This window comes from Roseovarius bejariae, assembly GCF_009669325.1.
Taxonomy (GTDB): Bacteria; Pseudomonadota; Alphaproteobacteria; order Rhodobacterales; family Rhodobacteraceae; genus Roseovarius; species Roseovarius bejariae.
Window position 1 is genome coordinate 432,911 of record NZ_SZWE01000001.1, and the last position, 13,420, is coordinate 446,330.

The following is a 13,420-nucleotide window of genomic DNA, read 5'->3' on the forward strand; positions in this document are numbered from 1 at the left end:
TTTCCGCTCGATTGGCGGGCATATTGCCTATTTTTTAGGCAGCACTAATCCGACCTGCCCGGCAAACCCCGCCATCGAACCCTATCCGATTGAGCCACCCCCTGAGAAGTGCTCTGAAACAGGCCAACACCAGAGTGGCGAGGAGGCCAGCCCGATGAAAAAGATCGAAGCGATCATCAAGCCGTTCAAACTGGACGAAGTCAAAGAAGCCCTGCAAGACGCCGGGATTCAGGGTCTTTCGGTGATCGAGGTCAAGGGCTTCGGTCGTCAGAAAGGCCATACCGAACTCTACCGTGGCGCCGAATACGTCGTCGATTTCCTGCCCAAGGTAAAAATCGACGTGGTGATCGACGACGATCAGGTCGATCAGGCCATCGAGGCGATCATCGACGCCGCCAAGACCGACAAGATCGGCGACGGCAAGATTTTCGTCAGCCCGGTGGAACAAGCCATCCGCATCCGTACCGGCGAAACCGGTTCGGACGCCCTCTAACCCATTCCTCAGATACGACCCAAGCAAACGAAGGGATACTGACATGAGCGCACAGGACCTGCTCAAGACCATCAAGGACGAAGACGTCGAATACGTCGACATCCGCTTCACCGACACCCGCGGCAAGCTGCAACACGTGACCATCATCGCCGATGAGGTCGACGAAGACTTCCTCGAAGAAGGCTTCATGTTCGACGGCTCCTCGATTGCCGGCTGGAAAAGCATCGAAGCCTCGGACATGAAACTCATGCCCGACACCGAAAGCGGCTATATCGATCCCTTCTACGCCGAGAAAACCCTCTGCGTGCACTGCTCGATCGTCGAGCCCGACACCGGCGAACCCTACAACCGCGACCCGCGCGGCACCGCCGAAAAAGCCGAAGCCTACCTGAAATCCTCGGGCATTGGCGACACGGCCTTCATGGGCCCCGAAGCGGAATTCTTCCTGTTCGACGACGTGCGCTTCTCGAACACTATCAACAAGGTCTCCTACGAAGTCGATGCCATGGACGCCTCGTGGAACTCCGACACCGAATACGAGATGGGCAACATGGGCCACCGTCCGGGCGTCAAAGGCGGCTACTTCCCCGTCAACCCGATCGACGATGCCCAAGATATCCGCTCGGAAATGCTCTCGACCATGAAGCGCCTCGGCATGAAGGTCGACAAGCACCACCACGAAGTGGCCTCGTGCCAGCACGAGCTGGGCCTGATCTTCGACACCCTGACCAAACAGGCCGACGAACTTCAGAAATACAAATACGTCATCCACAACGTGGCCGCCGCCTATGGCAAATCGGCCACCTTCATGCCCAAGCCGATCTATGGCGACAACGGCACCGGGATGCACGTCAACATGTCGATCTGGAAAGACGGCAAGCCGCTGTTTGCGGGCGACAAATACGCCGACCTGAGCCAGGAAGCGCTCTATTTCATCGGCGGCGTCCTCAAGCACGCGAAAACGCTCAATGCCTTCACCAACCCCTCGACCAACAGCTACAAGCGCCTGATCCCGGGCTTCGAGGCCCCCGTCCTGCGCGCCTACTCGGCACGTAACCGTTCGGGCTGCGTCCGTATTCCCTGGACCGAGTCGCCCAAAGCCAAGCGCGTCGAGGCCCGCTTCCCCGATCCCTCGGCAAACCCCTACCTGTGCTTTGCCGCCCTCCTGATGGCCGGTCTTGACGGCATCAAGAACAAGATCGACCCGGGCGAGGCAATGGACAAGAACCTCTACGATCTGCCCGCCGAGGAACTGGAAGGCATCCCGACCGTCTGCGGCTCGCTCCGCGAAGCCATGGAGGCACTGGCCGCCGACCACGACTTCCTGCTGGCCGGTGACGTCTTCACCAAGGACCAGATCGAAGGCTACATCGACCTCAAGATGGAAGAGATCGAAACCTACGAACACACGCCGCACCCCGTCGAGTTCGGCATGTACTACAGCTGCTAAAACAGCGTTGGACAGTGAAACCGGAAAGGGCGCCCCGCGGGGCGCCCTTCTTCGTGTGGCGCTCCGCACGTTGTCCGACATGTGGCAACAATAAAGGCAAATCCGGAAGATTGCCCAAATGTAATCATATTTGAAACAAACCATTTTCCACTTCTCGTTGCATCAAGAAGGCTCCTGATACCCTGCAAACAGGCAAGAGCATGATCAATGAACGAACATGGGTTACAGCAGGATTAGTATTTCTCGGTACGAGAGACATCGACATCGCCGATACAGCCAACAGTATTCGTGCGACCCTCGAACAGATGGGGCACACGATAACCAGTTGTCAGGTGCTGACCCAAGAAAGCGCAGTCGTGGTCAGTTGCTGCCACACCCTGCGCGTCACGGTCGAACAAGACGCCTGCGTTGACGAATTCTCGCAACAGGTGCCTCGCCTGCTGTCACTGGCCATCGCCGAAGATGACATGGTGCCGGTTCCCGATGGCCGGGGGCTGACGAATGACATGGTGCTGACCCACGCGCTACGGGATCTGCACCGCCATCTGTCGGCGGATTACGTGCGCTGGACCGGCCACAGCCGTCTGCTTGCATCCACCGATTTCCTCATGATGACGGCCGACCTCCCCGGCCCGATCGAGCCGCAGGGCGTGCGTGGTCCCGCGGGGACACCGTCGGATACGGCCCCCCAAGCACAGGACGCCGACTCCGACACCCCGGAGCTGGCCCACCTTCGCAGTTTCCTGCTTGCGGTCGATGCCAATCCCGAACTCACGCATACCGCCCTCAACGGCCCCGAGGTCGAGCCCCCGCTCAGCACACCACAACGCCTCGCGGCGTGGTTCATGGCCTATGCCGTGCTCTTTCTTGCAACCCCGGTCGGTATCGCGCTGCTTCTGGTGAACTTCCTCAAGGGCGAAAACCCAAGGTTGGCGACACAGGCAGCGGCCCTGACGGGAACCTTCCTGTCGTTCCAGGCCATGGGCACTACCGCGCAGGCCATGCAAACCATGCAAAGCTTTCTCTCCTGATCGCGGCGGCCCATCCTGCTCCGGCCGCCGTTCCGCGGCGGTCGGTATCTAGAATTGCCTTTGCGACACTGCGCCCAAGGGCTAGGATCACATGACAACTGTCAGCCCGCAGGAGTGTATGATGCGTTTCAAATGGTCCGGCCCGGTTGCGGCCCTGTCTCTTTTCGCCACGGCCCTGCTCGGGGTGTCCGGTTCCGCCTCCGCCGCGCCCTGCGGCAATAACGGCGGCGGTTTCGGCCAATGGAAAGCCGCCTTCGCCGCCGAGGCACAGCGCGCCGGCGTCGGTCAGCGCGGCCTTCAGGCGCTGGCCAGCGCCCGCTATGCCACCCGCACCATCGCCGCCGACCGCAACCAGAAAAGCTTCAACTACTCCCTGCAAAAGTTCATGCAAATCCGTGGCTCGGCCACCATCGTCGCGCAAGGACGAAAACGCCTTGCCCGGGACCGCGCCTTCTATGACGCGCTGGAACAACGCTATGGCGTACCCGCGGGCGTGATCATCGCCATTCACGGCATGGAAACCGGCTTTGGCCGCTTCATGGGCGACAGCTCGGTCGTCTCGGCGATCACCACGCTGGCCTATGATTGCCGCCGCTCGGATTTCTTCATCCCGCACGCCATCGGCGCCCTGAAACTGGTGGATCGTGGCGCGATCACCGCCACCACCAAGGGCGCCAGGCACGGCGAACTGGGCCATACCCAGTTTCTTCCCGGCAATGCCCTGAAATACGGGGTCGACATCAACGGCGACGGGCGCGTGGATTTCTACAACCAGGCCGACGCGCTGGCCTCTACCGCCAATTTCCTGCGCCAGAAGGGCTGGCGCCCCGGCGCGGGCTTCCAGGAAGGACAGCCCAATTTCCGCGTCATCAAGCAATGGAACGCCGCTGGCGTCTATCAAAAGGCCATCGCCATCATGGCCGCCCGGATCGAAGGCTGACGGCGCCTCTCCCTTGACAGGTCGGCCCCCGGCCCCTATCTGCTCACTCCGGGCGCAGGCCCCCGCCGTCCGCAGGCCCTTGGCCATGGTGAAGCCCTGCTGAAACACCTTCCTCTCTGACCCGATGGTCACGAGCGGCGGCAATGCGGACCCCGTCACACCCCATGTGACCAAGGGAAACGAGACCCATGACACAAACGACCACTCCCGCCGTTTCGACGATGAAACAACAGGCACGCCGCCTGCGCGCAGCCATGCAAGAGGCCGGCACGCCGCTGTCGCATTCGGCGGCCCTTGAAACCGTGGCCCGCCAGCACGGCCACCGCGACTGGAACACCGCCAGCGCCGCGGCCCGCTGGGACAACCCGCCACGCTGGCAAATCGGACAGGCCGTGCGCGGCCGCTACCTCAACCAGCCCTTCACGGGCCGGATCAAATCGGTCAGCGAAGGGATCGGCGGCTTCTGGCGACTGACCCTGCACTTCGACACCCCCGTCGATGTGGTGACCTCGCAGCATTTTTCGAACCTGCGCAGTCAGGTCCGCTGCACCGTGAACGGCCAAGGGACCACGACCGAGAAAACCTCGGACGGCACCCCGCACCTCACGCTCTTCGCGGCCTGAAAATCACCCGGCGCCTTGATTGTCAGGGCGCCGGGGTTGCCTCGGGGCCATTCTCCACATCCCTGACAACGAATGTATGGATCGAGAACACGCAGGCCCGCGTCTCCGGCAAGCGCAAGACGCACTGCCGTTCTGATCGCAAGTACGGCAACCCCCGCGCTTGCGTTTCAAGCGGCTCCCGGCGCGCCCGCGGCTGGAACAAGTCCGGCTCGGCATAGCGCAGGGCGTTGAACCGCCACAAAGGCCGCCCCACCTGCACCCCGTCGAACAAGCGCTGCACCCGCTTCGCGATCCCCTCATCATACTCCGGCACCGGCACATGAATATCCGTCAGGGGCCGCCCGATCTTCTCCGACAGCCGCCAACTGGCCGGAAAACACAAAACCGCCGCCGTCAGGTTGTGCTCATCGCCGCTCTTTTCCATCAGGCACAGATCCTCCTGCACCAGATGCCCCAGCGTGCCCATCGGGTCGTCCCGTTCCACCGGCACGACCACCCCATCGGGCCGCTCCACCTCCGAAGCGCCCAGCCGATACCCCGGTGCATGCGCCTTGAGCCACGCCAGAACGACCTCCAGCAATTCCTGCGCCGCGCCCTCGCCCTCGGGGGTCACCGCCAGAACCTCGTCGCGCCGCTCGGCCAGCAACCGCGCCCGCTCCGCCATCTGCGCGCCAAAGGCGTCATCGACCCAAATCCAATCCTCCACCTCCAAAGGCGCAATCCCCGGCAACCGCCGCGCCGTCACGTCATAGGGCACCGCCCGCTGTAAAATCTCTCGCACAGCCAATCCTTCTTCTTTTCACAAATATCCTGGGGGAGGCGTTGAAAATCCCATTTTCAACGTCGGGGGCAAAGCCCCCAATCCTCACCGCCGATATTCACTCTCCATCCGGTAATCCTTGCGCGGCCCCCGCACATCCCATGTCACCCGCCACACCGGCCACTCCTCGAACTCATAGCGCCCGTCATACTGATCCGGGTCACACCAATGCCCGGTTTCTCCCCCCTCCGCCGGGACCCGGTGAAAAAACCGCCCATCGTCGAACCAGACCGACAGGTCCGGCCCCCACAAATAGGCCCGCCGCGCCTCCATCTCCGGCTGGCCCGGCACCCGCAACGTCCCGATCTCCTCATAGGCCAACCCCTCGGGCACCGCCCGGAACACGGCCACGCCCTGCAATCGCGCCTCCACGCCATCGGCCTGCACGATCCGGCGCTCCAGCCGCCATTCTCCCTCGAAATCCGCCAATTGCATGGTCATTGCGTCTCACTCCCCGGCCCCGGCCTTGCCGCTACGCGGCCCAGCGTCTAAACCCCCGGCAACCGTTACAGGACAGACAAAGGCTCGTCACATGATTCCCCGCTATTCCCGCCCCGACATGGTTGCCATCTGGTCACCCGAAAGCAAATTCCGCATCTGGTACGAGATCGAGGCCCACGCCTGCGACGCCATGGCCGATCTGGGCGTGATCCCCAAAGAGAACGCCGAGGCTGTCTGGAAAGCCAATGACGTGGAATTCGACGTCGCCCGCATCGACGAGATCGAGGCCGTCACCAAGCATGACGTCATCGCCTTCCTCACCCACCTCGCCGAACACGTGGGCAGCGAAGAGGCCCGTTTCGTCCATCAGGGCATGACCTCTTCGGACGTTCTGGATACCTGCCTCAACGTGCAGCTGGTGCGCGCCGCCGACATCCTGATCGCCGACATCGAGGGCCTGCTCGCCGCGCTCAAGCGCCGCGCGCTCGAACACAAGATGACCCTGCGCGTCGGACGCAGCCACGGCATCCACGCCGAGCCCACCACCATGGGCCTGACCTTCGCGCGCTTTTATGCCGAGATGGACCGCAACCTCGCCCGCATGAAAACCGCGCGCGAGGAAATCGCCACCGGCGCCATCTCCGGTGCCGTGGGCACCTTCGCCAATATCGACCCCCGCGTCGAAGAACACGTCTGCAAAAAGCTGGGCCTTCAGCCCGAGCCGATCAGCACACAAGTCATCCCGCGCGACCGCCATGCCGCCTTCTTCGCGGCCATGGGCGTTGTCGCCTCCTCGATCGAAAACATCGCCATCGAGGTGCGCCACATGCAGCGCACCGAGGTTCTGGAGGGCGCCGAGTTCTTCTCGATGGGGCAAAAGGGCTCCTCGGCCATGCCGCACAAGAAAAACCCGGTCCTGACCGAAAACCTCACCGGCCTTGCCCGCCTCGTGCGCTCTGCCGTGGTGCCAGCGATGGAGGATGTGGCCCTCTGGCACGAGCGGGACATCTCGCATTCCTCGGTCGAACGGATGATCGGCCCGGATGCCACCGTCACGCTTGATTTCGCGCTGGCCCGCCTGACCGGCGTGATCGACAAGATGCTGATCTTCCCCGAAAACATGCTGGAAAACATGAACAAGTTCCCCGGCCTCGTCATGTCGCAACGCGTGCTTCTGGCCCTGACCCAGGCGGGCGTCAGCCGCGAAGACGCCTACGCCATGGTGCAGCGCAACGCGCTCAAGGTCTGGGAAGAGCGGACCGACTTCAAAGAGGAACTTCTGGCCGACGCCGATGTCGTGGCCGCCTTGGGCAAAGAGCAGATCGAAGAGAAATTCGACATGGGCTATCACACCAAGCACGTCGACACGATCTTCCAACGGGTCTTCGGCGAAAGCTGAACATGCGATCAAACGAAAAGGCTGGGCATTTGACCCGGCCTTTTTTATCTCGTCTTAAATCTTCGCACCGCACTCGCGGAAGAATGCCAGCATCTCGTCGCTCAAAAGCCCCTTGCCCGTGGCCATCTGCATGATTTCAAAGGCGCAGCCCGTATTAACTTCAACCACAACAGGGCCATCCTCGGTCAGAGCAATATCTGTAGACCCGTATCGGTTCGCCGCATGCAGATGCGCAACCTTTTCATTGAGCTCACGCAATTCCGACCACATTGGCAGTTGCTCACCAATCAGTTTTCGCGCCGCCCCAGGAAGGCTGTCGTAGGCGACACGGGCACCATCTTTTGAATCGACAATGGTCAAAACCGTTCCCGTTTCGGGATCCAATTGGCACAATAGATTGCCCGGACGCCAGAAATTGTCGGCTACATTGCTTTGCATTGGCAATTTCAGCGCCGCAAACGGAACATTCAGCCCATCCTTGCCAATCAAGTTGAGCGAACGCACGGTTCCAATTGAATCCGTGAGACCCTCGAAAAAACGATGCGGCTTCAGGCATTCCTGAATCAGGTAACTCCGATCACCAAACATCTTGTCAGCCAGATCCGCGAACGTAACCGGCTCCTGCCCTTCAATCAGCACATGGGTATCAGTGCAGCCATTGATCCGGAATGCACCGGCGCTCCACATGCCGACAACCGGCTTGGCGAACAGCGGAAAAGCAACTCTGCCAGTCAAGAAAGACTTCAGGTCCGCCGCTGTTTCCAGCTTTGGCGCATCGGGAAAACTGCGCGGCCCACGGTCAAAAACGGCGGCGGTGGCCGGAACCGGCAATCCATGCTGACGCAAAAAACTTGTGGACAACCATTTGTCTTCCGTCACCGCCCACCAAGATGTGTCATTGCAGGCATTGGAGATCGGCCAGTGGATATGTGCTGAGATAAACCGGCTGCGCTCATCTTCGCTCCAGCGGCTTTTGTCATAAAGCTCGTAAAGCATGTATTCGTAAAACCGCAGCTTGCCCCGCCCGCGCTTAAATTTGCGATAGTCCAACATGATCGAGATCGGATTCCTATTGCTTGCACGCGCTGCCTTCACAAGCGCTGGTGCCAGCTCAACCTCCTGCTTGGTTTTGATCAAACCAATGTCTTTTGCCTGCGCAGTCATTTGTTGCCTCGTATCGCTATTTTTTTGTCGCTCTCTTTTGCCCTACACGCATACTTGTAATAAAATTGGGAAAGAGTTGGGTTGAATTGTGACAAAGGCTGCTCGTGATGTCCGCGGCGCACGCAATTCAGGTACCCACTTGCCGCTGCAAACAGGACCTACCGATTTCGTACGAAACTCGCGTACAAAACGTACGACTCGTACGTTTTTATCCCTCGTCCAACCGCCGCGCTTCGTCCACCAACATCACCGGAATCCCGTCGCGGATCGGAAAGGCCAAGCCTGCCTTGCGGCTCACCAGTTCCTGTTGCTCTGCGTCGTATTCCAATGTGGTTTGCGTCAGCGGGCAGATCAAAGCCTCCAGCATCCGACGATCAAACGGGACTGTTTTCGGGCGTTCGGTCATTGCATGACCTCCTCGTCACTGCCGCCCCGTAGGGCAAATTCTATAAGCGTTACAAGGGTTTCGCGCCGTGTGCTCAGCGATGGCGCCTCCAGAAGCGCCTGCTTGTCCTCCGGCTCGAATCCCAAAAGCATCGACAACGAATTGATCAACAGCTCGTCATCCGCGCCCTCAAGGCTCTCCCAATCGGTCTGTAACTCGCGCGCCGCGAAGTATCGCTCCAACAGCTTGAAGAATCGATCGCGGTCAAAGCCGGGGTCTTCATCCACGGGGCCAAGATCACGCTCGAATCCCTCCCACGAGACTCTGACCCGCCGATAGGGCGTAAACCCTTCTGTTTCTTCAATAATTCTGTATCTCGATAGACCGGTCAAGGTGATCATATACCGCCCGTCCTCGGTTTCCGAGAACTGCGTGACACGCCCCACACAGCCAATTGAATGCAGGCCTGTCCCCCCCGTCCGACCATCCGGGGCGGCATTGGGTTGCACCATCCCGATCAACCGCTCCGGGGTTTTCAACGCATCTTCCAGCATCGTTAGGTATCGCGGCTCGAACAGATGCAGAGGCAACCGCGATCGCGGCAGCAACAATGCACCGGGCAAGGGAAACACCGGGATGACGTCGGGCAGATCGGCCTGATTGAACATATGTGGAACCTAGCCCGTCACAGCGGTCAGGCAAATATCATCGAGCTGAGTTTCCGCCGCCCGTTCAAGACAATCGGATCATTGGGCTTCAAGGCCTCGAAAATGGTGAAAAGCTGTTGTTTTGCAGCGGCTTCGTTCCATTCCCGATCCCGGCGGAACAGTTCCAGCAACTCATCCACCGCCTCTTGGGTCTGGCCCCCGGCATAAAGCGCCTGCGCCAGATCGAAGCGCGCCTGATGATTGTCCGGATCGGCCTCGACCGAAGCCTTCAACTCGGCCACCGGCCCCGCATCCGCCGCTTGCCGCGCCAGTTCCAACTGCGCATGGGCAGCCTCCAACTCGGGCGCGTCGGAAATCTCCGCAGGTGCGCCGTTCAAAATGGCCTCGGCCTGATCCAGATCGTCCATGGCGATATGGGCACGCACCAAACCGCCGTATGCCCCTGCATTCGCTTCATCTTCTTGCAGGACCGCGGCAAAGGTCTGGGCCGCGTCAGTGGCCGCGCCCTGCTCCAGCATCTCTTCTGCGGCGGCCAAAGCATCGTCCAGCCCACCGCTGGAATCCCCGCCCGCAGCCTGCACGACGCGCTCTACGAAAGCGTCGATTTCCGAAGGCGGAACAGCCCCCTGGAAACCGTCCACCGGCTGCCCCTGCCAAAAGGCATAAACCGTCGGGATCGACTGCACCCGCAACTGCCCGGCGATCATCTGGTTCTCATCGACATTGACCTTGGCCATCTTCACCGCGCCCTTGGCCTTGGTCACCGCCGCCTCAAGCGCCGGCCCGAGCGTCTTGCACGGCCCGCACCACGGCGCCCAGAAGTCCACGATCACCGGCACTTGCTGGCTGGCCTCGACGACCTCGGCCATGAAATCGGCCTCCGAGACGTCCTTGATCAGGTCGGTTGCGGGGGGGGTCGTGCCGCCGAGTTCAAGCATGCTACGCTCTCCGGGGTTATGAATGAGTGTTAGCGTTTAAATGGCGCAGGCGGCCCCATGATGCAAGGGGGCGCCCGCAAGCTCACAGGTCAAAGGTTGCGAACACCGGGGCATGGTCGCTGGGCTTTTCCCACCCGCGCGCGGCGCGCAGGATGCGGCTCCCATGCGCGGCGTTCGAGATATCCGGCGTGGCCCAGATATGATCCAGCCGCCGCCCCTTGTCGGCAGCGTCCCAATCGCGCGCCCGATAGCTCCACCAGCTGTAAAGCTTGCCTTCGGGAATATCCCGGCGGGTGACATCCACCCACGCGCCCGCCTCCTGCGCATTTCCCAGATGCTCCACCTCCACCGGCGTATGGCTGACCACCTTGAGCATCTTCTTGTGGTCCCAGACATCCTCGTCCAGCGGCGCGATGTTCAGATCGCCCACCAGAATCCCCTTTTCCGGGCGGTTGTCGCGGAACCAGTCGCGCATATCCGTCAGGTAATCCAGTTTCTGGCCGAATTTCTCGTTCACCGCGCGGTCGGGCTTGTCGCCCCCCGCTGGCACGTAAAAGTTATGGATCACCACCCCGTTTTCCAGCCGCCCGGCCACATGCCGCGCGTGGCCCAAACCGGCGAAATCCATCTCGCCCGCGTCCTCGATCGGCTGGCGCGACAGGATCGCAACGCCGTTGTATCCCTTCTGCCCCCGCGCCACCATGTGCGGGTAGCCAAGCGCGGCGAACTGTTCACGCGGGATTTTCTCGACCGGGCTTTTGCATTCCTGCAAGCACAGGATATCCGGCCCCTCCTCGCGCAGAAGCTTCGCCACCAGGTCCTCGCGAAGGCGGACCGAGTTGATGTTCCAAGTAGCAAGGGTAAAGGGCATGTGGATGGCTCCTGTCCGAGGGGTGTTCACCTGACCTATACCGCGCCCGCGCGCCCATGACACCCACCCACGAGACAAAAAAAGACCCCGGGCAAGCCGGGGTCAGTCCAACAGGGAGGTGCATGTGATGACCCGCACATGCAACGGGTATGCTGTATCAACTGCCACAGTATGCGACCGTCTACATTGATGTATCTCAAATAGAGATTAAATTCAACTATGACAAGAGTCGATACCCACCAGATTCGGTCACCAATAGACGCGCATTCGAGGGGTCGGGCTCGATTTTCTGGCGCAGGCGGTAAATATGGGTCTCAAGCGTGTGGGTCGTGACCCCCGCATTATATCCCCAAACCTCGTGCAACAGTACATCGCGCGCCACCACGCCATCGGGCGACCGATAGAGGAACTTCAGGATATTGGTTTCCTTCTCGGTCAGGCGGACTTTGCGATCTTCCTCATCCACCAGCATCTTCATCGCGGGCTTGAACGTATACGGCCCAAGCTGAAACACCGCGTCTTCGCTTTGTTCGTGCTGACGCAACTGCGCACGGATCCGGGCCAGAAGCACGGGAAACTTGAAGGGTTTGCTGACATAATCGTTGGCGCCCGCGTCCAGCCCGAGGATCGTATCGGCATCGCCATCATGGCCCGTCAACATCATGATCGGGGCCTTCACCCCCTGCTTGCGCATCAACCGGCACAGCTCCCGGCCATCGGTATCGGGCAGACCCACGTCAAGTATGACCAGATCGTAAATCCCGTCCCGGGCCCTCGCCATGGCCTCCGATCCGTTACCAGCTTCGAAAACGTCGAACTCCTCGGTCATCACAAGCTGTTCGCTCAGCGCCTCGCGCAGGTCCTCGTCATCATCGACAAGCAGAATTTTCTTGAGCTGTCCCATCCCGGTCACTCCTTTGCCTTGTTTGCTCAGATGTGCGCCCGGATCACGCCAACGGCAAGTCTTACTACAAACGCATCACGGCCACGTGTTGCCTTGCGAGCAAATATTTCAATCCGTTACGATAGTCGCTACATGTGAAGCGCCCCGAACCGCAGGAGTCGCCCATGAGCCTCGCACCTGATCTCATCGAAACGCTTGCCCGCGCCCGTGCCGACCTGCGCATGGGCGTACCAGTGGTGCTGAACGGCCCCAAGGGCGCGGCCCTCGTTCTGGCCGCCGAAACACTGGACGCACAGCGCCTTGCCGATGTTCTGGCGCTTGGCGCGGCCCCTGTCCTTGCCATTAGCGCGCGACGCGCCGAAACGCTCAAGGCACGCGCCTATGATGGCGATCTGGCCCGTGTCATCCTGCCCCCCGATGCCAGCCTGTCGTGGGTGCTTTCGGTGGCCGACCCCGCCGACGACCTCAAGACACCGATGAAAGGCCCGCTTGCCACCGCCCGCGATGGCAATGCCGAGTTGCACCGCCTCGCCCTTACCCTCGTGAAAACCGCACGCCTTCTGCCCGCCGTCCTCGTGCTGGACCTCGCCGATGGCCCCGCCATGGCCGAAGCCAATCACCTGTCACTGATCGACGCGGGCGCCGCCGCCCCGCATATGCAGGAAATGAGCCCCCTGCACCCGGTCGTCAACGCCCGCCTGCCGCTTGAAGTGTCCGAGGCGGGCCGGTTGCATATCTTCCGCCCCGAGGATGGCGGCGAAGAACATTACGCCGTGGAAATCGGCCAGCCCCGCCGCGACGCCCCGGTTCTGGCGCGCCTGCACTCGGCCTGTTTCACCGGCGACCTTTTGGGCAGCCTGAAATGCGATTGCGGCCCGCAACTGCGCGGGGCCCTCGCGCAAATGGGGGCCGAAGGCGCGGGTGTCCTGCTCTACCTCAACCAGGAAGGGCGCGGCATCGGCCTTGCCAACAAGATGCGCGCCTATTCCCTGCAGGACCAAGGGTTCGATACGGTCGAGGCCAACCATCGGCTGGGGTTCGAGGATGACGAACGCGATTTCCGCATCGGCGCGGAGATCCTCAAGCGCATGGGCTTTGCCTCGGTGCGCCTGCTGACCAACAACCCCGGCAAAATCGCCATGATGGAACACTGCGGCGTCGCCGTCACCGAACGCGTCCCCCTCAAGGTGGGCGAGAACGCCCATAACCGCGCCTATCTTGCCACCAAGGCCGCGAAATCCGGCCATATGCTCTAAGGGCACGCACCCGCAACGCATCCCCTCTTGAACCGGA

General features: G+C 61.2%; 15 protein-coding genes. 7 read left to right on the forward strand and 8 right to left on the reverse strand.

Annotation, left to right across the window (positions count from 1 at the left end):
- Positions 1-154 precede the first annotated feature (154 nt).
- The 5 genes from FDP25_RS02125 (at position 155) to FDP25_RS02145 (ending at position 4,537) form a co-directional block, all read left to right on the forward strand.
- Positions 155-493 (forward strand): P-II family nitrogen regulator, encoded by a 339-nt coding sequence (locus FDP25_RS02125; RefSeq protein WP_154148519.1) that lies wholly within the window; start codon positions 155-157, stop codon positions 491-493.
- Between the two features lie 43 nt (positions 494-536).
- Positions 537-1,943: a type I glutamate--ammonia ligase gene (gene glnA / locus FDP25_RS02130; protein WP_154148520.1), complete on the forward strand. Its 1,407-nt coding sequence runs from the start codon at positions 537-539 to the stop codon at positions 1,941-1,943.
- 200 nt (positions 1,944-2,143) lie between these two features.
- Entirely contained in the window at positions 2,144-2,974 is an 831-nt protein-coding gene (locus FDP25_RS02135; RefSeq protein ID WP_154148521.1) for a hypothetical protein, read from the forward strand.
- Between the two features lie 118 nt (positions 2,975-3,092).
- Positions 3,093-3,914, forward strand: a complete 822-nt coding sequence (locus tag FDP25_RS02140) for a lytic murein transglycosylase (protein ID WP_425500516.1) — start codon at positions 3,093-3,095, stop codon at positions 3,912-3,914.
- A 188-nt stretch (positions 3,915-4,102) separates the two neighbouring features.
- Positions 4,103-4,537, forward strand: a complete 435-nt coding sequence (locus tag FDP25_RS02145) for a glyoxalase superfamily protein (RefSeq protein ID WP_154148523.1) — start codon at positions 4,103-4,105, stop codon at positions 4,535-4,537.
- A gap of 22 nt (positions 4,538-4,559) precedes the next feature.
- Here FDP25_RS02145 and FDP25_RS02150 read toward each other — a convergent pair whose 3' ends face one another.
- Both FDP25_RS02150 and FDP25_RS02155 read right to left on the reverse strand, forming a co-directional pair.
- On the reverse strand, positions 4,560-5,318 hold the full coding sequence (locus FDP25_RS02150; protein WP_343031936.1) for a heme-dependent oxidative N-demethylase family protein: 759 nt from the start codon (positions 5,316-5,318) through the stop codon (positions 4,560-4,562).
- Between the two features lie 84 nt (positions 5,319-5,402).
- Positions 5,403-5,798 carry a DUF6314 family protein gene (locus FDP25_RS02155; RefSeq protein ID WP_154148525.1) on the reverse strand — a complete coding sequence of 132 codons (396 nt, stop codon included), beginning with the start codon at positions 5,796-5,798 and terminating at the stop codon, positions 5,403-5,405.
- 91 nt (positions 5,799-5,889) lie between these two features.
- On the opposite strand from FDP25_RS02155, the gene purB reads away from it, so the two are divergent.
- The gene (gene purB, locus FDP25_RS02160; protein ID WP_154148526.1) at positions 5,890-7,197 is read left to right on the forward strand and encodes an adenylosuccinate lyase; all 1,308 of its coding nucleotides are present in this window, start codon (positions 5,890-5,892) and stop codon (positions 7,195-7,197) included.
- A 54-nt stretch (positions 7,198-7,251) separates the two neighbouring features.
- Here the strand turns inward: purB and FDP25_RS02165 are convergent, their stop codons facing one another.
- From FDP25_RS02165 to FDP25_RS02190, 6 genes are all read right to left on the reverse strand, one after another.
- Complete coding sequence (locus tag FDP25_RS02165) at positions 7,252-8,361, reverse strand: sugar-transfer associated ATP-grasp domain-containing protein (protein ID WP_154148527.1); 1,110 nt, start codon at positions 8,359-8,361, stop codon at positions 7,252-7,254.
- Between the two features lie 208 nt (positions 8,362-8,569).
- A complete protein-coding gene (locus FDP25_RS02170; protein ID WP_154148528.1) occupies positions 8,570-8,767 on the reverse strand; it encodes a Trm112 family protein in 198 nt (65 codons plus the stop codon).
- Positions 8,764-9,414 (reverse strand): LON peptidase substrate-binding domain-containing protein, encoded by a 651-nt coding sequence (locus tag FDP25_RS02175; RefSeq protein WP_154148529.1) that lies wholly within the window; start codon positions 9,412-9,414, stop codon positions 8,764-8,766. The genes FDP25_RS02170 and FDP25_RS02175 overlap by 4 nt, the downstream gene beginning before the upstream one ends.
- A 26-nt stretch (positions 9,415-9,440) precedes the next feature.
- The gene (gene trxA, locus FDP25_RS02180; protein ID WP_154148530.1) at positions 9,441-10,352 is read right to left on the reverse strand and encodes a thioredoxin; all 912 of its coding nucleotides are present in this window, start codon (positions 10,350-10,352) and stop codon (positions 9,441-9,443) included.
- Positions 10,353-10,434: 82 nt separating this feature from the next.
- Positions 10,435-11,223 (reverse strand): exodeoxyribonuclease III, encoded by a 789-nt coding sequence (locus FDP25_RS02185; protein ID WP_154148531.1) that lies wholly within the window; start codon positions 11,221-11,223, stop codon positions 10,435-10,437.
- A 217-nt stretch (positions 11,224-11,440) separates the two neighbouring features.
- Positions 11,441-12,127 (reverse strand): response regulator transcription factor, encoded by a 687-nt coding sequence (locus tag FDP25_RS02190; RefSeq protein WP_154148532.1) that lies wholly within the window; start codon positions 12,125-12,127, stop codon positions 11,441-11,443.
- 164 nt (positions 12,128-12,291) lie between these two features.
- On the opposite strand from FDP25_RS02190, the gene ribA reads away from it, so the two are divergent.
- On the forward strand, positions 12,292-13,383 hold the full coding sequence (ribA, locus tag FDP25_RS02195) for a GTP cyclohydrolase II (RefSeq protein ID WP_154148533.1): 1,092 nt from the start codon (positions 12,292-12,294) through the stop codon (positions 13,381-13,383).
- Positions 13,384-13,420: the final 37 nt, after the last annotated feature.

Excerpts from the sequence above, each read along its gene's own strand:
- FDP25_RS02125 (WP_154148519.1), top strand. The coding sequence starts at position 155 with ATGAAAAAGATCGAAGCGATCATCAAGCCGTTCAAACTGGACGAAGTC.
- glnA (WP_154148520.1), top strand. The coding sequence starts at position 537 with ATGAGCGCACAGGACCTGCTCAAGACCATCAAGGACGAAGACGTCGAA.
- FDP25_RS02135 (WP_154148521.1), top strand. The coding sequence starts at position 2,144 with ATGATCAATGAACGAACATGGGTTACAGCAGGATTAGTATTTCTCGGT.
- FDP25_RS02140 (WP_425500516.1), top strand. The coding sequence starts at position 3,093 with ATGATGCGTTTCAAATGGTCCGGCCCGGTTGCGGCCCTGTCTCTTTTC.
- FDP25_RS02145 (WP_154148523.1), top strand. The coding sequence starts at position 4,103 with ATGACACAAACGACCACTCCCGCCGTTTCGACGATGAAACAACAGGCA.
- FDP25_RS02155 (WP_154148525.1), bottom strand. The coding sequence starts at position 5,798 with ATGACCATGCAATTGGCGGATTTCGAGGGAGAATGGCGGCTGGAGCGC.
- purB (WP_154148526.1), top strand. The coding sequence starts at position 5,890 with ATGATTCCCCGCTATTCCCGCCCCGACATGGTTGCCATCTGGTCACCC.
- FDP25_RS02165 (WP_154148527.1), bottom strand. The coding sequence starts at position 8,361 with ATGACTGCGCAGGCAAAAGACATTGGTTTGATCAAAACCAAGCAGGAG.
- FDP25_RS02170 (WP_154148528.1), bottom strand. The coding sequence starts at position 8,767 with ATGACCGAACGCCCGAAAACAGTCCCGTTTGATCGTCGGATGCTGGAG.
- FDP25_RS02175 (WP_154148529.1), bottom strand. The coding sequence starts at position 9,414 with ATGTTCAATCAGGCCGATCTGCCCGACGTCATCCCGGTGTTTCCCTTG.
- trxA (WP_154148530.1), bottom strand. The coding sequence starts at position 10,352 with ATGCTTGAACTCGGCGGCACGACCCCCCCCGCAACCGACCTGATCAAG.
- FDP25_RS02185 (WP_154148531.1), bottom strand. The coding sequence starts at position 11,223 with ATGCCCTTTACCCTTGCTACTTGGAACATCAACTCGGTCCGCCTTCGC.
- FDP25_RS02190 (WP_154148532.1), bottom strand. The coding sequence starts at position 12,127 with ATGGGACAGCTCAAGAAAATTCTGCTTGTCGATGATGACGAGGACCTG.
- ribA (WP_154148533.1), top strand. The coding sequence starts at position 12,292 with ATGAGCCTCGCACCTGATCTCATCGAAACGCTTGCCCGCGCCCGTGCC.